Origin of the sequence: Stenotrophomonas daejeonensis, from assembly GCF_001431505.1 — a bacterium.
GTDB classification, from domain to species: Bacteria; Pseudomonadota; Gammaproteobacteria; order Xanthomonadales; family Xanthomonadaceae; genus Stenotrophomonas; species Stenotrophomonas daejeonensis.
Genome location: NZ_LDJP01000055.1, coordinates 1 through 22,573, shown reverse-complemented (window position 1 = coordinate 22,573; position 22,573 = coordinate 1). Strand labels below are relative to the sequence as shown.

The following is a 22,573-nucleotide window of genomic DNA, read 5'->3' as shown; positions in this document are numbered from 1 at the left end:
TAGGGGAAAACCCGTGTACCAGAGACACGATCAGGTCGATCGCGCGGCCAGCCCGCGCGTGCGTGAGAACGGATTCGTTGGCGCAGCGCGTGCATTGACGCGCCGGCCCTGGCGCATGGCCCTTGCCGCGCTGTTGGCCCTGCCCTTGCCGGCGCTGGCGGAAAACCTGCAGTTCAGCGTGCTGGCCAATGCCGGCGATTCGCAGGTTCCGGTAGGTGCCGCGTTCAAGTACCAGGTGGAAGTGCAGAACAGCGATTCCAGCACCGTCAGCGATGGCGTCGCCATCTTCGACCTGCCGGTCAACGCGGTCGCGACCGGCCTGCCCGGGTACTGCTTCAGCGAGGGCGTCAATCAGGATACGGACAGGGAGCGGATCCGCTGCAATCTTCCCGAACTGGTGGGGTTGAACTCGAAGGTCAACTTCGAGATCGAGATGAGCAGCGCGGGCATGGCGGTGGGGGCCGCCTCCATCGAGGGTGCGATCGGCTTCGACAGGGGCAACGTGCCCGACGTCACCACGACCGTTGCGAGCCTGATCACCAACACCGATCTCTTCTTCGGCGACGACACCAACAAGGCGGACAACAAGCAGAGCACCAGCACCGCCATCGTCCAGTCCGGCGACCTGCGGCTGGAGAAGGTCGCGTCCGCGCCGTCGGTGATCGGCGGCGAGGAGCTGACCTACACCCTGACGGTCACCAACGACGGCCCCAATGCGTCCGCCGGTTTCAGCGTGGTCGACACGCTGCCTTCCGGGGTCGACTACGTTGCCGACAGCTTTGCCGGAAGCAACTGGAGCGTCCAGCTGAACGTCCCGGAGGCGGGCAAGCTGACGGCCACCTACACCGGCCCCGCGCTGGCGGCATCGGGCAACGCCGCGTTCACCTTCAAGGGCAAGGCCAACGTCGGCGGCGGCACGGTGACCAATTCCGCGGTGGTCGTGGCCGGGGCCATGCCGGACCCGGATCCGACCAACAACAACGCCAGCGTCAGCACCATCGTCACCCCCGGCGCCGACCTGCAGATCAGCAAGACCGCGACCCCCGCACCGGCGATCGCGGGGGAAACCGTCAGGTTCAACATCACGCTCACCAACCTTGGCCCCAGCGCTGCCGAAAACCCGCGCTGGAGCGACGTCATGCCGGCGGGCTTCGTCATCACCGACGGTGACCAGCCGGCAGGCTGGGTGTGCGCGACGACTGCCGGCGATACCACCCGCGGGTGCACCTATGCCGGCACCCTGCCGGCAAACTCGCCGGTCAGCTTCTGGGTCGATGCGACGGTGCCCGCCGATGGCAACGGCGACGTCATCAACACGGTCACGGCCGCGTCCGATACGCCCGACCCGGTGGCTGCCAACGACAGCTACCCCCTCACCTTCAGCGTGATGCCCGATGGCGCCGACCTCGGGCTGACCAAGAGCAAGACCCCGAAGCTGGTGGCGATCTGGCCGGGGAGCGGCCCGGATGACGACAGCCGCATGACCTCCGTTATCCAGGTGCGCAACTATGGGCCGAAGGCCGCCACCGGCAACGTGCAGGTGGTGGACACGCTGCCGCTGGGCGAGGAGTTCCTGGCCAACCTGACGCCCGCGAACTGGAGTTGCGCGGCCGTTCCGGCGAGTTGGGACGGCATGACCGCGCAGGTGGTGACGTGTGACCTGGTCGCGGGCAGCTATCCCCTGGCCCGCAACACCAATGCGCCGGAACTGCGCCTCCAGACCCGCGCCCGCAGCGCGGACCTGAACCTGCGCAACGAGGCCTGCACCGGCGGCAGCGGCGGCTCGTCCGAGCCGGCCACGTCCAGCATCAACGAGGACCGCAATACCGACAACGACTGCGCCGGCGATGGTACCCGTACCACCGACGACCGCGTCGACCTGGAACTGGCCAAGACGACCAATGCGTTTGGCGGGAACGGCAAGACCCTGCGGGTGGACGACGACAGCTTCACCTACACGCTGCGCGTGACCAACAAGGACCTGGGGGGCGGCTCGGTGCGGGCCACCGGCATCGTGGTCAACGATGCCATCCCCGGCTACGTCCCCGCCTCGGCCGGCCTGCCGGCGACCGCGATCACCGCCACCACCAGCAGTGGCTGGCCGTGCACGGTCAGCGCGGGCTCGGTGGTCTGCCGGTCCGGCAGCGCGGGGCTGGACCCGGGCGCCTCCGAGGACATCACCATCAGCGTCACCCGCCCGCTGATGGACAGCGCGCTGGCGTCGGGGGACTCGCGCTGCGCCGGGCAGCCGGCCGGCTCGTTCTGCAATACCGCCGGCGTGGAAGTGGATGCGAACGTCGCCGGCTCGGTGGGCGAAATCGAAGGCGGCAACAACCAGGCCAGCGACTGGCTGGTGGTCGAGAAGCGCGCCAACGTCAGGACGGTGGACAAGCAGATTCCCACCGGCACGACGGGCCAGGTGGGCGTGAACACCAACTACGTGATGAGCTGGATCAACGAAGGCCCGTCGCTGGTGCCGGGCGTGGTGTTCCGCGACACCTTCACCCTTCCCGCCAACGACGCCGGCTTCGTGCTGGTGTCGGCCACGCGTACCCGCCAGGGCCAGTCGGACGCGGCCTGCACCGTCACGTCCTCCACGGGGCTCGTGGAAACGACCACGGTGGACGGCAAATCCTATGCCGCCGGTGCGAGCGGCGGGACGCTGGTCATCGAATGCCCGGCGTATGACTTGCCCAGCCGCTACAGCGAGGAGATGAAGGTCACCATCCGCCCGAATGTCGATTCCGGCAACAATCCGACGGGTCGCCAGTTCGCCAATACCGCCGATTTCACCATCCAGGGCGGCGCAACCGGCGCGGGCTACAACTACAACTACGATCCCAGCGCCGCCGACGACGAGAAGTCGGCCGTGCTGACGTTCAATGCGGGCGCGGCGCAGCTCTTCGTCGAGAAGGTGGACCGCGACAGCAGCTTCACCTCCGGCGTGGATCCGCTGGGCTACGAGCCGGGCGGCGACAACTTCGTCACCTACCGCGTCTCGGTGCGCAATGCGGGGCCGTCCATCGCCACCGGCGTGGCGATCTCGGACCAGTACCGCGCCCCGGCGGGCAAGCAGGTGCAGTTCATCGGCTGGGCGCCGGGCACCCTGACCGGCCCGACCGCGGCCTTCGGCATGGTCGGCTGCAGCGTCAACAGCGCCAATCCGTTTACCGGTGCGGGCATCCAGCCGGGCGATCCGTCCCTGGACATCAGCTGCGAGGTGCCGGGGGCGGGCTTTGGCGGCAGCAACCAGGCCGGCATCATCGGCGTGAACGCGAGCAGCTACATCTACCTGCGCTACAAGTACCTGGACGCACCGGCGCCCACCGGCGAGACCGCGCGCAACTACGTCGCGGTCAGCATGAACGAAGCCCAGGTTCCGGGGGGCATCTACAGCGACGAGGAACAGACCACCATCCTTGCCCGTGCCGACATGGGCGTGGAGAAGAAGGTGTTCTCGACGGCGCCGGACGCCGACCCGGAGGCGGCATTGCCGGCGACCGAGGCGACCGAGGTGGCGTTGCGGCAGCCGTTCTGGTGGGTCATCGAGGCCGAGAACCACGGCCCGGCGCCGAGCATGTCGCTCAACCGCAGCAACCCCGGCCCGCTCAACGGCACCGGTACCGTGATCACCGACACCTTGCCGGTGGGCATGGTCATCGCCGGTACCATCACCTGGGAGAAGAAGGGCACCCCCACCCAGGGCGAGACCGCCACCGGCACCGGCACCTGCCCGGCACCGGCGTCGCCGACCACCGGTGGGTCGAGGACCATCACCTGCAACGTGGGCGATGTCGCCATCGACGGCAAGGTGCGCATCCTCGTCCCGGCACGCTGGGAAACCTGGCCGGGCGCGGGCGACCAGACCAACACGGCCACGGTCAGGACCGAGATGGTCGATCCCAATCCGGCCAACGACAGCGATGACGCCGCGATCAAGGTCACCCGTTCCTCGCTGGCCGGCACGGTGTTCTGGGACCAGAACCGCAGCAATGGCAATGGCACCAAAGAAGCGGCCGATACCGGCGTCCAGAGCGTGGTCATCCGCCTGAGTGGTACGGATGCCTATGGCAATGTCCTGGGCGGCGCCACCGGCTACCTGCAGACCACGACCGCCTCCGACGGCAGCTACACCTTCAACAACCTGTCGCCGGCCGACGCGGCGGGCTACACGCTGACCCAGATCCAGCCGGCCGCCTACGTCAACGGCCCGGACGACCCGCCGACCGATACCACCAGCGGCAGGTCGCTGGACGGCGACTATGCCGCCGGCGCCAGCGGCGATGCGGATTCGACCTATACCGCCATCCATGTCGGCGCCAACGACGCGGGCGTGCGCTACAACTTCCCCGAGGTGAAGCGCCCGTCGCTGTCCGGCTACGTGTACGTGGACAGCAACCACAACGACGTCCGCGACCCGGGCGAAGACCCCATCGTCGGTGCCGAAATCCAGCTGCTGGACGCCGACACCGGCACGGTCGTCGACACGGCCACGACCAATGGCTCGGGCCTCTACACGTTCAACAACCTCGATCCGCTGCGGACCTACATCCTGCGCGAGGTGCTGCCGGGCAGCGGCGAATACATCAACCGCCCGAGCGCGGTCACCGTGGGCAGCAACGGCGGCGGCACGGCCGAGGCGGAAGACGCGACCACCGACCGCATCAGCGGCATCGACCTGTCCGCGGGCCTGGACGGCACCGGCTACAACTTCGGCGAGGACGCGCTTGCCGCCATTTCCGGCACGGTCTACCTGGACCGCGACGACAACGGCGACATGAATGCCGGCGACGTCGGCATCCCCGATGTGGAGGTCGTCATCACCAGCGCCGGCCTGGACGGCATCGCCGGCACCGCCGACGACATCGAGGTGAGGCTCACCACCGGCAGCGATGGTCGTTACAGCTACCCCGGCGCGGTGGCCGGCCTGGACTACACCATCACCCAGACCCAGCCGACCGGCCTGCTCAGCGGGCAGGAGCACAATTCCAACGTCATCCAGCTCACCAACCTGCCGACGGCCGGTTCGACCGGCAACGACTTCGGCGAACTGGCCGGTTCCATCGCCGGCCGCGTGTGGCTGGACACCAACAACAACGGCCTGATCGATGCCGGCGAGAACGGCATCGCCAACGTCAGCGTCAACCTGCCCGCCGGTACCCTGGATGCACTGGGCAACCCGGTGGCCGCGGTGACCACCGACGCCAATGGCAACTACCGCTTCGACGATCTGTTGGCCGGCACCTACGTCGTCACCGAGCAGGCGGCGCAACCGGTGGTCACCGTGGGCGGCAGCCCCGTCACCACGATCAACGGCACCACCGTGGCCGGCAACATCGGTGGCACCCCCACCGGCACCGCCACCCTGGTCGCCACCACGCCTTCGGCGGTGTCAGGCATCGCGCTGGGCGCGGGCCAGCACTCGGTGCAGAACGATTTCGGCGAGACCCTGCCGGTGTCGGTGTCCGGCACCGTGTTCCTGGACATCAACAACGACGGCGACCAGGCCGGTGCCGGCGAAACCGGGCTGTCCGGGGTGACCATCGAGCTGACCGGCACCGACGACACCGGCGCCACGGTGAGCCTGAGCACCACCACCGACGGCAACGGGCAGTTCAGCTTCGAGGGCCTGCGCCCGGGCACCTATACCGTGACCGAGCCGGACCAGCCGACCGGCACCGCCAACGGCATCACCACCGCCGGCACGGTCGGCGGCACCTCCTCGGGCACCGCCACGCCGGTGACCACGGTGCCGAGTGAAATTGCCGGCATCGACCTGACCACCCCCGGCAGCGCCTCGGTGGACAACCTGTTCGGCGAGATCCCGCGCAGCAGCGGCATCACCGGCAAGGTATGGCTGGACCGCGACAACGACGGCGTGGTCGATCCGGACGAAACCGGCATCGGCGGCGTGCGCGTGGAGCTGGAAGGCACCGCCATCGACGGCACCACGATCTCGCTGTGGACGACCACCGAGCCGGATGGCAGCTACAGCTTCATCGAACTGCCGCCGGGCACCTACACCGTGACCGAGCCGAACCAGCCGCCGGGCACGCTGGACGGCAAGACCGTGGAAGGCAGCACCGGCGGCATGCCCAGCCAGACCGGCGACACGCCGTCGAAGATCGAGACGATCACGGTCGGGGTGAACGAGATCTCCACCGAAAACAATTTCGGCGAGATCCCGGCGGGCAGCATTTCCGGCTACGTCTACAACGACAGCAACGACGACGGCATCAAGCAGGGCGACGAAGGCGGCTATGCCGGCGTCACCGTGGTCCTGAGCGGCACCGACGACCTGGGCAACCCGGTCAATGCCACCGTGACCACCAACCCGGATGGCAGCTACGAGTTCCCGAACCTGCGCCCGGGCACCTACGTCGTGACCGAGCCGGACCAGCCGACGGAAACCCTCAACGGCAAGACCACCGCCGGCAGCACCGGTGGTACCGGCAGCAACCCGACGCCGACCAGTTCGGAGATCACCGGCATCGTGCTGGCGCCGGGCGATGAATCCACCGACAACAACTTCGGCGAGATCGGCGATTCGCCGGACATGCTGGTCAGCAAGTCCTCGACCACGGTCAAATTCACCGTCAACAACATCGGCAGCTACCTGATCCGCGTGCGCAACGGCGGGCAGAAGCCGTCGGTGGGCGAATACGTGGTGCGCGACCGCCTGCCCGCCGGCCTGACCCTGGCCGGTACCCCAGCCGGCAACGGCTGGACCTGCACCGGCGCGGCGGGCGAAACCCGTTTCGAGTGCCGCAGCTCGGAAGTGGTGAATGCCGGCGCGACCTCGCCGTCGGAAATCACCGTGAGCGTGAACGTTTCCGAGGTGGCCGCGAAGGCCGGCACCGTCAACAACGCGGTGCTGGTCGAAGGCGGCGGCGAGAACGAGTTCCGCACCCCGACCCCGGCCGAGCGCACCGCGTTCGACGGCGACGTGACCGATCTGCCGGTATGCGATGCCGGCATCACCCAGAACGCCTGCCGCGTGCCGAACGAAGTGCAGTTGGCCGCCTCGGTGGGCGGCACCGTGTGGTTCGACGTCGGCAGCGAAGACACCCTGCTGGACGGCGGCGACGAGCGCCTGCAGGACTGGATCGTCGAGCTGGTGGACCCGGACACCGGCGTGGTGGTAAAGACCACCACCACCGCGGCTGACGGCAGCTACCGCTTCGGCGACATGATCCCCGGCGTGAAGTTGAACATCCAGTTCCGCGACCCGAATTCGGGTGTGCTGTGGGCATGGCCGGTGAACAAGGAGATCACCGGCGGCACCGGTGCTTCCTGCGATGCCGACAACGCCATCGCCAATGGCGGCGTCAGCGCCTGCCGTACCAGCGAGAACGGCAACAGCCAGCTGCAGGTGGTGCTCAAGCCGGGCGACCACCTGCCGCAGCAGAGCCTGCCGGTGGACCCGTCGGGCGTGGTTTACGACGCCGTTACCCGCGATCCGGTGCCGGGCTCCATCGTGACCCTGCAGCCGGTGGGCGTGTGCAACGGCTACGACCCGCTGACCGCGATCCTCAATGCCGGCGCCGGTGGCTACACCGTTGAAGGCAACGCGATCTCGATGACGGTCGGCAACAACGGCTACTACCAGTTCGTGTTCGGCCCGGCCGCGCCGGCGCGCTGCGAGTTCCGGCTGACGGTGACGCCGCCGGGCGGCTACCGCTTCGCCTCGTCGCTGATCCCGCCGCAGGAGGGCTCGCTGTCCCCGGCCGGTGCCGCCGGCACGACCCACCTGGTGCAGCCGCAGGCGACCGCGCCGACCGGTGCGGTGGGCGCCGACACGCAGTACTGGCTGACCCTGTTCTCCGGTTCGGCCACCGCCGGCATCGTCCACAACCACATCCCGCTGGACACCGCCGAGGCCACCGGCCTGGTCATCAGCAAGACCGGCGACCGCCGCATCGCCGAGATCGGCGACACCGTGCAGTACACCATCACCGTGCGCCAGACCGCCGGCAGCGCGCTGGCCACGGTGAACATCGTCGACACCCTGCCGCGCGGCTTCACCTACATCGACGGCACCGCCCGCATCGGCGGCCGCGCGCTGGCCGACCCGTCGGGCAGGCCGGGCCCGCGCCTGGGCTTCGACCTCGGTCCGATCGACGTGGGCGGCCAGCTGGTGCTGACCTACCGCGTGCGGGTCGGCGTTGGCGCGCAGCAGGGCGACGGCGTCAACCGCGCCCAGGCCCACGGCTGCTCGATCGACGGCGGCTGCATCGACCCGGTGAGCCTGGCCCCGGTGCCGGGTTCGATCCCCTCCAACCGCGCCGAGTACCGCGTGCGCGTCACCGGCGGTGTGTTCACCGACGAGGTCTGCGTGCTGGGCAAGGTGTTCGTGGACTGCAACAACAACCACGTGCAGGACGCCGAGGAGCTGGGTATCCCGGGCGTGCGCCTGTACTTCTCCAACGGCACCTGGGTGATCTCCGACTCGGAGGGCAAGTACAGCTACTGCGGCCTGCCCCCGCAGAGCCACACCCTGAAGGTCGATCCGTCCACCCTGCCGGTCGGCGCGCGCCTGACCACCAGCAGCAACCGCAACCTGGGCGATGCCGACAGCCTGTTCCTGGACCTGAAGAACGGCGAGCTGCACCGCGCCGACTTCGTCGAGGGCAGCTGTTCCAACCCGCTGCTGGAGCAGGTCAAGGCCCGCCGCACGCAGGGCGAGGTGCGCGCGCCGGAGAACGAGGCCGGGCAGTCGCAGCTGCGTTTCGAAAGCAAGCCGCTCCGTGCGCCGCAGCAGGCCACGGACTCGGCCAACCAGAGACCGATCGTGGAACCCAGACCCAACCCGCCCTCCACATCGGCAGCGCAGGAGGTGCAGCCATGAACCGCCGCGACTCCCTGCGCGCACCGCGCCTGAGCCTGCTGGCCTGCGCGCTGGTGGCGACGCTGCCGGCGCTGGCCCAGAACGTCGGCACCGGCACCCGCTTCACCCCGGTGCTGGGTGATGCCGCCACGCTGTACCCGCGCTCGCCGGCGAGCGCGGATGCCGCGCCGGAAGCCACCTCCACCCGCTCCGGCAACGTCGATTACGCCCTCAACCACGGCGTGGACCTGGTCCGCGTGGACGTGGACCGCGACGGCGTACCGGCCGACGGCCAGACCCCGGTGCACGTGCGCGTGCAGCTGCTCGACGGCGACGGCAAGCCGCTGGCCGGCCGCGCGTACGCGACCATCGAGCACAGCGGCGGCCGCATCCGCCTGCCGGGTTCGCGCACCGACGAATTCGGCCCCGGCGCCGCCGATGCCGACAAGGTGACCCCCGGCGTGCAGTTGGCGGTGGACGACGGCGTGGCCGAGTTCGACCTGCTGGCCCCGCACGAGCCGCAGGACGTGGTACTGCGCATCACCGCCGGCGGCCAAAGCGCCGAGGGCGTGATCGGCTTCCTGCCGGAGATGCGCGAGCTGCTGGCCACCGGCCTGGTCGAGGGCGTGGTCAATTTCCGCAACAAATCCAACGCCGGGCTGATCTCGCCGGTCGAGCACCACGATGCGTTCGACCGCGACATCCGCCGCTGGGAGAAGCAGTTCAACAACGGCAAGGCGAATGCGTCGGCGCGCACCGCGTTCTTCGTCAAGGGCCGGATCAAGGGCGAGTACCTGCTCACCGCCGCCTACGACTCGGACAAGGACGTGCGCGGTCGCCTGCTGCGCGACATCCAGCCGGAAGAGTTCTACCCGGTATACGGCGATTCGTCGCTGCGCGGCTTCGACGCGCGCTCGGCCGAGCGCCTGTACGTGCGCATCGACAACAAGCGCAGCTACCTGCTGTACGGCGACTTCCAGACCGGCGACACGCTGGCCACGAGCACCGGCATCGGTGGCAGCGGGCCGATCCCGCAGCGCAGTCTGAGCACCTACAACCGCACCGCCACCGGCCTGGGCTGGCATTTCGAGAGCGAGCGCGTGCGCAGCAACGTCTTCGCCATCGAGGATTCGCTGCGGCAGATCATCGAGGAGTTCCGCAGCCAGGGCAGCGGCCCGTACGCGCTGCGCAACAACGCGGTGCTGGAAGGCAGCGAGCGGGTGGAAGTGATCGTGCGCGACCGCAACCAGCCCAGCCGCATCGTCTCGGTGCGGCCGCTGGCGCGGTTGGTGGACTACAGCTTCGAGCCGTTCTCCGGGCGCATCCTGCTCAACCAGTTCATGCCGTCCTTCGACAGCGATCTCAACCCGGTGTCGCTGCGCATCACCTACGAGCTGGACCAGCAGACCGAGAAGTTCTGGGTGGTCGGTGCCGACGGCCAGTTCAAGCTGACCGACAGGCTGGAAGTGGGTGCCTCGGCGGTGGAGGACCGCAACCCCTACGCCGAGTTCAAGATGGGCGGCGTCAACGCCGGCTACCGTTTCGGCCCGAACACTGCGTTCGTGGCCGAGTTCGCGCGTACCCGCAGCGAGGTCAACACCAACTCGCTGAACCAGGTCACCTCGCAGGGATTGAAGGACGTCAGCGGCGAAGTGGAAGGCGATGCATGGCGCGTCGAGTTCGCCCATGAAGGCGACAAATTCGATGCCCGTCTGTTCGCCGCGCGCACCGATCCCGCGTTCAACAACCCGGCCTCGCCGCTGTACGGTGGCCGCGGTGAATACAACGCGCGGCTGAGCTATGCGTTCACCCCGCGCGTGGAGTTGTACGTGGAAGCCCTGCGCAGCGAGGACCGCAACCCCGACGGCGGCAAGCGCGATGCCGGCGGCGCCGGCGTGCGCGTGGGCGCCACCGAGCGGCTGACCGTGGACGTCGGCCTGCGCAGCATCCGCGAGACCATCGGCGTGACCTCGCCGTGGTCGATGGGGTCGCCGTTCGGGCAGGTGGGCGGCCTGACCGGCGGCTTCGCCACCGGCGGTGGCGGCGGCGCGCTGGGCTACGGCCAGCAGGCGCTGGACCCGGCCACCGGGCTGATGGTCGTCAACGGCTCGTCCTCGGGCAGCGTCATCACCAGCGACCTGCCGGTGGGCACCGAGCTGGAATCGGACAGCGCCCGCATCGGCCTGGGCTACCGCTTCAGCGACAAGTTCAGCGGCGGCGCTGAGGTCGAGCAGAGTGTCAACGGCGAGGACCGCCACCGCGTCGCCGCCGGCGTGGACTACCAGGCCTTCGAGCGCAGCCGCCTGTACGGCCGCTACGAGAGGCAGACCGGCCTGACCAGCGCCTATGGCATCACCACCACCGACCGCGAAGCGGATGCCTTGGTGTTCGGCATCGACAGCAGCTACATCCGCGACACCCAGGCGTTCAGCGAATACCGCCTGCGCGACGCGGTCAGCGGCCGCGACGTGCAGGCCGCCTCGGGCATCCGCAACAACTGGGACGTCCGCGAGGGCCTGCGCCTGAGCAGCTCGGCCGAGCGGGTCAACGTGATCGCCGGCGACACCGGCGACAGCACCGCGCTGGCGCTGGCGCTGGACTACAGCGCCAACCCGCTGTGGCGCGGCGCGGTGCGCGTGGAGCACCGCATCTCCGAGGACGTGCCGCACACCGAGGCCAACGAGGCGTTCGACACCACGCTGCTGCAGTTCATGGTGGCGCGCAAGTTGAGCCGCGACTGGACCCTGCTGGGCCGCAACTACCTGCTGGCGACCAACTACGAAGAGCGCGGCGACGTGCTGCAGGACCGCTTCCAGCTGGGCCTGGCCTACCGCGACACCGACCGCAACCGGGTCAACGCGCTGATGCGCTACGAGTACAAGCTCGAACGCGACGAAAGCGGCCTGACCCTGCTCGACGGCGAGGTGGTCAACGGCACCAGCCAGGACGTGCGCACCCGCGCCCACATCGTCTCCACCCATGCCGACTGGCACCCGTCGCGGCCGTGGTGGCTGACCGGGCGCATCGCCGGCAAGTGGCAGCGCGACCAGTTCGCCTATGGCGACGGCGTCCGCGTCAACAGCAGCTTCCGCGCCATGCTGTTCTCCGGCCGCATCGTCTACGACATCACCGAGAACTGGGACATCGGCGTGCTCGGCTCCACCTTCCGCGGGCAGCTGGGCGCCAACCAGTACGCCTACGGCCTGGAAGTGGGCCGCCTGCTGCGGCAGAACCTGTGGTTGTCGGCCGGCTACAACTGGACCGGCTTCGCCGGCGACCGCGACCTCAATGGCTACGAGTACACCCAGCAGGGCGCGTTCCTGCGCCTGCGCTTCAAGTTCGATGAAGACCTTTTCCGCCGTGACCCGGCGCGCTACCGCGACCCGGCCCGCTGAGGACGACCCGATGAAACTCCCGCACAACCGTTCCACCCTGTCCCGCACGCTGCTGGCCGCGGCCGTCCTGGCCGCCGTCGGCACCGCCGGCGCCCAGCAGACCCGGCTCACCCCGCAGGAAAAGCGCATCACCGACGAGGCGATCCACGCCGACCTGCAGGGCTACGAAACCACCCAGGGCCGGATCCAGGCGCTCAACGACGGCGGCCGCTCGATCCGCGACTACGGCATGGCCAAGGCGCAGTGCTGGCTGGACGTGTCCTTCCACGAGTACACCCGCAACGACCGCAGCGCCTTCCCGCAGGAAGCGCTGACCGAGTCGGAGAAGCTGATCGTGGACATGGAGAACGGCGTGGCGCCGATCCCCACCGACACGCCGCTGGTCAACGGCGCCAAATACCTGCGCGACGACCTGTGGCAGCGCCTGCGCGCGATCCACGGCACCCCCGGCTTCGAATGCGCGCAGCAGAAGGTGGCCTGCGGCGAGGTCGAGCTGGTGCACGCTGGAAACGAATTCAACCAGCAGCAATGGCGGCATTCCAAGCCCTACATCCAGATAGCCGAGGACCTGGTCAACGACGCCGAGGCGCTGGCGCGCCAGTGCGGCGCCGGCCCGGCCATGCCGGTCGCGCCGGTCGGCCCGCTGGTCGCCAACGTGCTGTTCGAGTTCGACCGCGACCAGTACCGCGACATCCGCACCTACTCGCTGGAAAGCGTGGACCGTGCGCTGGCGACCCTGAAGGACGAGGACCTGACGCTGGAAGGCGTCGCGTTGGTCGGCCACGCCGACCGCATGCAGGGCCGTGGCTACGACTACAACCAGGGCCTGTCGCAACGCCGTGCGCAGACCGTGCGCGAACTGCTGGTCGGCCGCGGCATCGACCCGGACAAGATCCGCTACGAGTACCGCGGCGACACCCAGCAGGTGCAGCAGTGCGAAGGCGTCAAGCCGCGCGCGGCGTTGCTGGAATGCCTGTTGCCGAACCGCCGCGTCGAGGTGCGGTTCGAACTGGCCAGGTGATCCAGGGGCGGGTGGAGGCGTGGGGAGACGCCTCCACCCGGTTCAGGAGCGCTCGCCCACGGCATTGCCCGCCGGGCGGTGTGCCGGTGCCGGCGACCCCGTCGCAGTCCCGCGCGGCGGCGTCCACGACATGGGGCGGCCGCCGCCGATGGCGATCCAGCCCTGCGCCAGCGCCTGTTCGGGAGCGTGCAGCAGGTCGTGCAGGTCGATGCCGCGGCCTTCGGCCAGGCCCCACAGCCCGGCCCAGGTGCCGGGGCCGCTGCGCTGCGCCACCTGCAGGGCGCGGCCGGCCGCGCGCAGGGTGTCGGCCAGTCGCGGGGCGCGACCGGGGAACAGCGGGTGGGACGCCACGCCGGTGGAGACGGTGGGCGCCAGATACTGGCCCGGCGCGATTTCGACCTGCAATCGCCCGATGCGGCGGCACAGGTGCGCGGCCAACGCGAACGCGGCCGCCTGCGAGGTATTGCCGCGGATCACCATGAACGCCGCGCCGCTCCAGCGCGCCACGTGGTCGTGCTGGTCGCTGCCCTGCGCGAGCGCCTCGGCCACCGCGCACAGCAACTGGTCGCCGGCGGCATGGCCGTGCTGGTCGTTGAGTGCCTTGAAGCCGTCGATTTCCAGCAGCAGCACCGCGCTGCGCGCCTTGTTGGCGCCTGCCGGCGCGGTTGCGGCGAGCAGGCGCTCGGCCTCGTGCCGGTTTGCCAGCCCGGTGAGCGCGTCGGTGGTGTCGATCTGGCGCAGCCGCCGTTGCTGGCGACGCATGCGCAGGTACAGGCCGCCCGCGCCCAGCAATAGCACCACCGCCGCGGCGAGCGCGGCATTGCGCAGCAGGCGGTCGCGGTTGGCTTTCTGGGTGGCATTGGTACGGATCGGGTCCAGCGCCTGTTCGGCCTTGGCCTGCAGCCTGGCGAGGCGGTCGAGGTTGTCGCCCTTCATCCGTGACTGGTCGATCTCCCGCGCCTGCCGCAGGTAGTCGCGGGCCTGCGCGGCATCGCCCAGGAGCATGCTGGTTTCGGCCAGCAGGTCCAGGCTGTCGCGGATGGCCTCGGGGAATCTGCCGCGCTCGGCCACCGCCAATGCCTGCCCGGCCAACTGCCGCGCTTCCTCCGCGGCATCCTGTTCCAAGGCGATCCGCGCCAGGCGTTGCAGGGTGACGACCTCGCCCAGCGGATCGTTCTCCCGCTGCCAGGGCAGGATCGCGAGCAGCCCGGACCTGGCCGCCTCCAGCTCGCCGCGGGCATGCAGCATCTCGGCGCGGTGGCCGCGGATGCGTTGCAGCATCACGTCCTGGTTGGAGAGCCGGTTGGCGATGGTTTCGGCGCGGTTGAATGCCTTGCCCGCCTCGTCGTAGCGCTTGAGCTGCAGCAGCGTGTAGCCGTGGTTGTAGTGGAGCAGCACGTCCTGCGGCAGCGGCGGCCGCTGCAGGTGGTCGGACAGGGCGATGGCCTGCTGCTGGTAACGCAGGGCGCCTTCCGGGTCGTCCATCTGCTCGCCGCGGACCAGCGCGATGCCGCTCAGCGCGCTGATCTGCCCGGTGACGTCGTCTTCGGCGATGGCGCGCTCCAGCATCGATTCGAGCAGTTGCAGGCCCTCGCGGGTCTGGCCGTTGCGTTGCAGCAGCGTGGCGGCGATCTGCAGTGCGCGGTTGCGTTCCATCACCGGCAGCCCGGGCGTTTCCATCAGCACCTTCAAGCGCGCCGCCGCGTCCAGGCTGCCCGCACCCTGCCCGAGCAACTGCAGGGAGAAGCCGCGGCAGCTGACCGCACCGATCTCCACCACCGGCGACAGGGCCGGCGCGGCCAGCAGCTGGTCGGCGATGGCCAGCGCGTCGCGGGGGGAGCCGTGCATCACCGAATGGCAGCGCTGCACTTGTTCCATCTGCCGCGCATCGGTGGTGGCCGCCACCTCCTGGCCGTGGACCGGGCCGATCGCCACCAGCAGCAGGCATGGCAACAGGCAGCGGAGGCGGGCATTGCGGAGGGGACGGCGCATGGCGGCAACGGCTTCCTGGCGAGGAGAAGGCTGTCCGGGGAGCGGCGGCGCGGGGCGCCGCTCCGGTAACGGATGCGGCTCAATATAGCCGCTGGTCCCGCCGGTGGGCGCCGGGGTTCGCCTCAAGGGCGGTTGCCCGTTCCATCGACGGCATCGAACCGGCGCAACCGTTGCCGCAGGCGGCGAACGCGCAGGTACAGGCCGCCGCTGCCCAGCAGCAGCATCGCCACGACGGCCAACGCGATGTCGCGCAGCAGGCGGTCGCGGCTGGCTTCCTGGGTGGCGTTGATGCGGGCCGGGTCCAGCGCCTGCGCGGCCCTGGCCTGCAACCTGGCCAGCCGCGCCAGGCTGGCGTCCGTCATCCGCGGCCGGTCGAGCTGCCGGGCCCGGTGCAGGTAGTCGCGTGCCCGCGCCATGTCGCCCAGCGCCACGCTGATCTCGGCCAGCAGGTCCAGCCGGTCGCGGGCGCCCGACGGGAACCTGATGGCCTCGGCCATCGCCTGCGCCTGTTCGGCCAGGCACCGGGCCTCCTCCGGTGCGCCCTGTTCCAGCGCGATCCGCGCCAGGTATTGCAGGGTGCTGACCTGCCCCGACGGATTGTTGCGCTGCTGCCAGCGCAGGACGGCCAGCAGCTCGGCCCTGGCCGCTTCCGGGTGGCCGCGGGCGCGCAGTATCTCGGCGCGGTCGCTGCGGATGCGGTGCAGCACCACGTCCTGGCTGGACAGGCGTTTGGCGATGTCCTCCGCGCGGTCGAACGCCTTGTCGGCCTCGTCGTAGCGCCTGAGCAGCAGCAAGACGTAGCCGTGGTTGTAATTGAGGGTCACGTCCTGTGGCAGCGGCGGCCGCTGCAGGTGGCCGGACAGGGCGAGCGCCTGTTGCTGGTAACGCAGCGCACCTTCCAGGTCGTCCAGCTGTTCGGCGTGGATCAGCGCGATATGGCCCAGCGCCAGCACCTGGTCGCCGACGTCCGCGGCGGCGATGCTGCGTTCCTGCATGGCCTCGAGTATCTGCAATCCCTCCTCGGTCCGGCCGTCACGCAGCAGCAGGAAAGCGGCCCGTCGCTGCACTTGGTCGTATTCGCCGAGCGGCAGCCCCGAGGTCCGCAGCAACGCCCGCAGCCGTGCCATCGCCTGCCTGCTTTCCTCGCCCCGGCCGAGCAGGGTCAGGGCGAGGCCACGGCAACCGACCATGCCGACCTCCACCGCCGGCGGCAGCGCCGGCGCCGCCAGCAGGCGGTCGGCCAGCGCCAGCGCGTCGTGGGGCGAGCTGCGGACCAGCGTCTGGCAGCGTGCCACCTGCGCGTCGGTGCCGGTCGCCTGGCCGCGGGCAGTACCAGCCACGGCCAGCGCCAGCAGCAGGCATGGCAGCAACGGTGGCAGGCGGGAAGGGGTGCGGAGCGGGTGCATGGAGCCGGGCGCGTTGCGGCGAAAAGGCGATGCCGCCGGGGAAACGGCTCGGGCGCTTCGACGGCGGATGGTCCGTAATATAGCCGCAGACCCTTCACGTATCGTGCGGCCCGCGCCGCGATGGGAACCCCCGACCGATGCATTCCCGATCCTTCCGGCGTGGCGATCCGGCCGGGCCCCCGCAACAGGCTCCGGCCCGTCGCCGCCGCTGGCTGCCCGCAGTCGATGCCACCGAAAGGCGCATGGCGGCGATGATGCTGCGCCTGTTGCTGCTGGTGGCCGGCTACCGGCTGCTGGCCCTGCTGTGGAGTGGCCCGTCGCCGGGTCCGCTGGTGCGGGTGCTGGCCGTGGGCGGCATGCTGGCGTGCCTGGCCTCGCTGGAACTGCTGCGCCGGCAGCGGCTGCAGGCGGCTGCCCTGCTGTTCGTGCTGCTCAACCTGCTGCTGACCTCGGTGGCCTATGGCTACTGGGGCCTGCGTTCGCAGATGCAGGGGCAACTGCTGCAGTTGTTGCCGGTGCTGTTGGCCGGTGCGCTGCTGGGCCGGCGCGCGTTGTGGCTGGCGGCCGGTTGGCTGTGCGCGCTGATGGCGCTGGGGGCCTGGCTCGACGCGGCCGCCGGCTTCTATTTCCCGGCGCGGGTGGAACTGGCCGTGCGCGACCTGGCGTTGGCCGGTTTCGGCGTGCTGCTGGCCGCCTTCGTGCTGGACCAGTCGATGGCCTCGCTGCGCGAGAACCTGCGCATCGCCCGGCGCCGCGGCATCGACCTGGCGCGCAAGCGCGACGAGCTGCAGCTGGAAATGCAGGAGAAGGAACGTTCGCGCGAGCAACTGGTGCATGCGCTGAAGATCGAGAACGTGGGCCGCCTGGCCAGCGGCGTGGCGCACGACTTCAACCACCTGCTGGCGCTGATCATGGGCTATGCCGGCAAGGGCCGGCGCAGTGATGATCCGGCCGAGTTGAAGGCCGCGCTGTCGGGGGTGGAATCGGCCGCGCGGCGTGCCGGCGCGGTGACCCGGCGGCTGCTGGATTTCAGCCGCCAGGAAGTGGCGCGGCCGCAGCTGCTGGATGCGGCGGCCACCATTGCGGCGATGGAGCCGATGCTGCGGCAGCTGTTCGATGCGCGGGTGGCATTCGCGCTGGACACCGCGCAGGTGCGCTGCCGGATCCACTTCGACCCGGCGCAGCTGGAACTGGTCCTGCTGAGCCTGGCCGCCAACGCGCAGCAGGCCATGCCCGAGGGCGGCAGCTTTCGCCTCGTGCTGTCCTGCCCGGCGCCGGGGGACGAACTGCACGTGGAAGTGCGCGACAGCGGCCACGGCATGAGCGAGGACGTGCGCCGGCGCTGCCTGGAGCCGTTCTTCACCACCAAGCCCAGTGGCCAGGGCACCGGGCTGGGGCTGGCGGTGGCGGCCAACCTGGTCGAGGCCGGCGGTGGCCGCATCACCGTGGAGAGCGCGCCGGGGCAGGGCGCCTGCTTCCACCTGTGGCTGCCGGCGCGGCCGTTGCCGGCGGCCTGATCCCACTGCCGCTCCACTACACTGCGGCAATTCGGTTCGGAGGCGGATGCTTGATTTCCAGCTGGACGTTGCTGCTCGTTTCGCTCGCCTATGCCGCGCTGCTGTTCGGCGTGGCGTGGTGGGGCGACCGCCGGCCGATGTACCCGGACCGGCCGTGGCTGCGGCCGCTGGTCTACAGCCTGGCGCTGGCGGTGTACTGCTCGTCGTGGACCTTCTACGGCGCGGTCGGCACCGCGGTGCGCTACGGCATCGGCTACCTGCCGATCTACCTGGGGCCGTTGCTGATGCTGCTGTTCGGCTGGCGCATCATCGAACGGCTGGCGCTGGTGGCGCGCAACGAGAACGTCGTTTCCATCGCCGACTTCATCTCCTCGCGCTTCGGCCGCTCGCGGCGGCTGGCCGCGCTGGTGGCGCTGATCGCGCTGGTCGGGGTGGTGCCGTACCTGGCGCTGCAGTACAAGGCGGTGGCGATGAGCCTGCAGGTGCTCACCGGCAACGCCGCCGGCAGCAGCGCCTTCGCCGACCCGGCGCTGTACGTGGCGCTGTTGATGGCGTTGTTCGCGATCCTGTTCGGCGCGCGCCAGGTGGATGCCACCGAGCACCACCACGGCATGATGCTGGCCATCGCGCTGGAGTCGATGATCAAGCTGCTGGCGCTGGTGGCGGTGGGCGTGTTCGCCTGGGTATGGCTGAACGACCGCGGCGAATCGGTGGTGGCCTCGGCGCGCATCCTGTTCGAGGGCATGCCGCCGGAAGGCTTCGCCGCGCAGACCCTGCTCAGTTTCCTCGCCCTGGTCTGCCTGCCGCGCCAGTTCCACGTGGCGGTGGTGGAATGCGGGCAGGTCGGCGACGTGCGCCGCGCGCGCTGGCTGTTCGGCGGCTACCTGGTGCTGATCTCGCTGATGATCGTGCCGGTCGCGGTGGCCGGCAGCGCGCTGCTCGGCGACGGACAGGTCGTCAACGACGCGCTGCTGCTGGCGCTGCCGATGCGCGGGGACAACACCGCGCTGGCGCTGGTGGCCTACGTCGGCGGTTTCTCCGCCGCCACCGGCATGGTCATCGTCTCCTCGATCGCGCTGGCGACGATGATCAGCAACGACCTGGTGATGCCGCTGCTGCTGCGCCGCAGCGGCGACCACCGCGCGGCGGCCAACGTCGCTTCGCGGGTGCTGTGGATACGGCGCCTGGCGATCCTGCTGCTGGCGATGGTCGCCTACGGTTATTACCGCGGCAGCAACAACGACACCATGCTGGCCGCCTACGGGCTGATGGCGTTTGCGGCGGTGGCGCAGTTCGCACCGGGGCTGATCGGCGGGCTGTACTGGCGCGGCGCCAGCCGCCGCGGCGTGGAAAGCGGCATGCTGGTCGGCTTCTGCGTATGGGGCTACACCCTGCTGCTGCCGGCGCTGGCGCAGGGCGGCTGGCTGGACGTGGCGCTGGTCGAGCACGGTCCGTTCGGCATCGGCTGGCTGCGCCCGCAGCAGCTGTTCGGCCTGAGCGGCTGGGATTCGCTGACCCACGGCACGTTCTGGTCGCTGTTGCTCAACAGCGCGACGATGCTGCTGGTGTCGATGCGGCGCCGGCCCGGCGTGGCCGAGCGCCTGCGCGCGGCGCCGTTCCTCGACCCCTACGCGCAGCGCCCGGCGGTGGCCAGCGACTGGCCGGCCCACGTCAAGGTGCGCGATTTGCTGACCCTGGCCAAGCGCGTGGTCGGCGACCACCGCGCGCGGCGCGCGTTCACCGAACAGGCGCGGGTGCTGCAGCGCGAGCTGCAACCGGCCGCCGCCGCCGACCGCGCCTGGGTGCAATTCACCGAGCGCCTGCTGGCCGCCTCGATCGGCGCCGCCTCGGCGCGGCTGCTGCTGACCAGCCTGCTGCGCGGCTCGGGCATGGACCTGGGCGAAGTGGTGGCGGTGCTCGACGAAGCCGGGCAGGAACTGCGCTTCAACCGCGAGATCCTGTCCACCACGCTGGAGAACATCAGCGCCGGGGTCAGCGTGGTCGACCCGGACATGCGCCTGACCGCATGGAATCGCCGCTACCAGCAGATGTTCGGCTACCCCGACGGCATGCTCTACGTCGGCCGCCCGGTCGCCGACCTGATTCGCTACAACGCCGAACGCGGCGAGCTGGGCGAGGGCGACACCGAGGTGCAGATCGCCCGCCGCATCGGCCACATGCGCGCCGGCACGCCGCACGTGTTCGAGCGCACCGGCGCCGACGGCAAGGTCATCGAGCTGCGCGGGCAGGCGCTGCCCGGCGGTGGCTACGTCACCAGCTACAACGACATCACCGATTTCAAGCGCGCCGAGCAGGCGCTGCTGGAAGCCAACGAAACCCTGGAGCAGCGGGTGGCCGAGCGCTCGCAGGTGGCCGAGGCGGCGCAGCAGTCCAAGACCCGCTTCCTCGCCGCCATCAGCCACGACGTGCTGCAACCGCTGAACGCGGCGCGGCTGTTCGCCTCGGCGCTGCGCGACAGCCTGCGCGACGATGACGAGCAGCGCCACCTCGCCGAACGCGTGGACGCCTCGCTGCGCGCGGCCGAGGAACTGCTCGACGGCCTGCTCGACGTGTCGCGGCTGGACGCCGGCCGCCTGCACCCGACCATCGCCGATTTCGACGCCGCGGTGCTGGTGCGCGAGCTGGCCGCGCAATACACGCCGATAGCGGCCGGGCGTGGCCTGCGCCTGCACGTGCACGCGCAGGCCGCGTGGGTGCGCAGCGACCGCCGGCTGCTGCGCCGGGTGCTGCAGAACTTCATGGCCAACGCGCTGCGCTACACCCGCAGCGGCCGCATCGTGCTGGCGCTGCGGGTGCGCGGCGAGCGGGTGGAACTGCAGGTGTGGGACACCGGCCCAGGCATCCCCGAGCACCACATGCAGCAGATATTCGACGAGTTCCACCGCTACCAGCAGCCGTTCGACTGGGGCGAGCAGGGCCTGGGGCTGGGCCTGTCGATCTGCCAGCGCATCTCGCGCCTGCTCGGCCACGCGCTGGACGCGCGCAGCCAGGCCGGCCGCGGCAGCATGTTCTCCATCACCCTGCCGCGGGTGGCGGCGCCGGCCCTGGCCGCCGCCGCGCCGCGCACCTCGCCCGGCTTCGGCAGCGACGAGGCCCTGGCCGGCCTGCGCGTGCTGTGCGTGGACAACGACCAGGAGATCCTCGACGGCATGCGCGCGCTGCTCGGCCGCTGGAAGGTGCAGGTGATCGCCGCCAGCACCGTGGACATGGCGCTGGAAAAGCTGGCCGAGCAACCGGACGTGGTGCTGGTGGACTACCACCTGCACGACCGCATGGACGGGCTGGCCACGCTGCTCGCGCTGAACAAGGCCGCCGGCCGGCCGCTGCCCGGCGCGCTGCTCACCGCCGACGGCCGCGACGAACTGAAGCGGCTGGCCCGCCAGCGCGGCTACCGGGTGCTGACCAAGCCGGTGAAGCCGGCCTCGCTGCGGGCGTTCCTGACCGCGTGCAGTACCGGCAGGAGCGTGTGAGGCAGGGCTTGGAAGGCGTAGGTGTGGGGCTTGCCCCACACGGGGCTTTCACCGGTAGGGCCCCATGCGGGGCAAGCCCCGCATCTACGAGGAGCCTGCATTGCCTCGTCCCCTCCACGGGTTTCCCGCCCTGCTGCGATAATCCGGCAATGAACGCGAACGACACCCCACTCCCGCCCGGCGTGGCCGACGACCTGCAACGCGGCCTGCACGCGATGGGCCTGGGCGCCGCGCTGGCGCCGCCGCTGCTGGCCTACCTGTCGCTGCTGGTGCGCTGGAACCGCACCTACAACCTCACCGCTATCCGCGACCCGCGCGAGATGGTCACCCGCCACCTGCTCGACTCACTGGCGATGGCGGCGCACGTCGAATCCGGCACCCTGGCCGACCTCGGCACCGGCCCCGGCCTGCCCGGCATCCCGCTGGCCATCGCCCACCCGCAGTTGCAGGTGACGCTGGTGGAGAGCAACGGCAAGAAAGCGCGTTTCCTGCGCGAGGCGGTGCGCCAGATCGGCCTCGGCAATGCCCGCGTGGCCGAATCGCGCGCCGAGGCACTGGACGAGCCCGGCGCCTTCGACGCCCTCACCGCACGGGCGATGGACACGCTGGCCGGCATCATTGAAGTCGGCGGCCACCTGCTGCGCCCCGGCGGCCAGCTGCTGGCGATGAAGGGCGTGTACCCGTACGAGGAAATCGCCGCGCTGCCGGCCGGCTGGCAGGTGGCCGAGGTGCGGCCGTTGCAGGTGCCCGGCTTGGCCGGCGAGCGCCATCTGGTGGTGTGCAGCCGGAGGTAGGCGTGCGGCTGCTTGAAGCCCCTCTCTCTCCGGGGCGAGAGGAGCCGTTTGCGAACCATGGTTCGCGGCTCCTCGAACGCCCTTGCGCCAGCGCAAGGGCCGGGGCGCGGAGCGGGGGTTGGGGAGAGGG

The 22,573-nt window shown here is 70.3% G+C and carries 8 protein-coding genes; 6 read left to right on the top strand and 2 right to left on the bottom strand.

Translation table 11 applies throughout. From position 1 onward, the window contains the following. Nucleotides 1–115 precede the first annotated feature (115 nt). The 3 genes from ABB34_RS09425 to ABB34_RS09415 are packed head-to-tail and all read left to right on the top strand — an operon-like array spanning nt 116 to nt 13,243. Nucleotides 116–8,848: an SdrD B-like domain-containing protein gene (locus tag ABB34_RS09425; protein WP_057641069.1), complete on the top strand. Its 8,733-nt coding sequence runs from the start codon at nt 116–118 to the stop codon at nt 8,846–8,848. Next, entirely contained in the window at nt 8,845–12,222 is a 3,378-nt protein-coding gene (locus tag ABB34_RS09420) for a hypothetical protein (RefSeq protein ID WP_057641068.1), read from the top strand. Before ABB34_RS09425 ends, ABB34_RS09420 begins: the two co-directional genes overlap by 4 nt. 10 nt (nt 12,223–12,232) lie before the next feature. Next, nucleotides 12,233–13,243 carry an OmpA family protein gene (locus ABB34_RS09415; protein ID WP_152979572.1) on the top strand — a complete coding sequence of 337 codons (1,011 nt, stop codon included), beginning with the start codon at nt 12,233–12,235 and terminating at the stop codon, nt 13,241–13,243. Nucleotides 13,244–13,285: 42 nt separating this feature from the next. Here the strand turns inward: ABB34_RS09415 and ABB34_RS09410 are convergent, their stop codons facing one another. Both ABB34_RS09410 and ABB34_RS09405 read right to left on the bottom strand, forming a co-directional pair. Then, on the bottom strand, nt 13,286–15,235 hold the full coding sequence (locus tag ABB34_RS09410) for a GGDEF domain-containing protein (protein WP_152979571.1): 1,950 nt from the start codon (nt 15,233–15,235) through the stop codon (nt 13,286–13,288). A 122-nt stretch (nt 15,236–15,357) separates the two neighbouring features. Further along, a complete protein-coding gene (locus ABB34_RS09405) occupies nt 15,358–16,641 on the bottom strand; it encodes a tetratricopeptide repeat protein (protein WP_152979570.1) in 1,284 nt (427 codons plus the stop codon). A gap of 242 nt (nt 16,642–16,883) precedes the next feature. Here ABB34_RS09405 and ABB34_RS09400 point away from each other — a divergent pair, with 242 nt between their 5' ends. From ABB34_RS09400 to rsmG, 3 genes are all read left to right on the top strand, one after another. Further along, nucleotides 16,884–18,158 (top strand): sensor histidine kinase, encoded by a 1,275-nt coding sequence (locus ABB34_RS09400; RefSeq protein WP_057641064.1) that lies wholly within the window; start codon nt 16,884–16,886, stop codon nt 18,156–18,158. Between the two features lie 50 nt (nt 18,159–18,208). Further along, nucleotides 18,209–21,649, top strand: coding sequence for a hybrid sensor histidine kinase/response regulator (locus tag ABB34_RS09395; protein WP_057641092.1), 3,441 nt, complete (start codon nt 18,209–18,211; stop codon nt 21,647–21,649). A 149-nt stretch (nt 21,650–21,798) separates the two neighbouring features. Beyond that, nucleotides 21,799–22,443: a 16S rRNA (guanine(527)-N(7))-methyltransferase RsmG gene (gene rsmG, locus ABB34_RS09390; protein WP_057641063.1), complete on the top strand. Its 645-nt coding sequence runs from the start codon at nt 21,799–21,801 to the stop codon at nt 22,441–22,443. Nucleotides 22,444–22,573 lie beyond the last annotated feature (130 nt).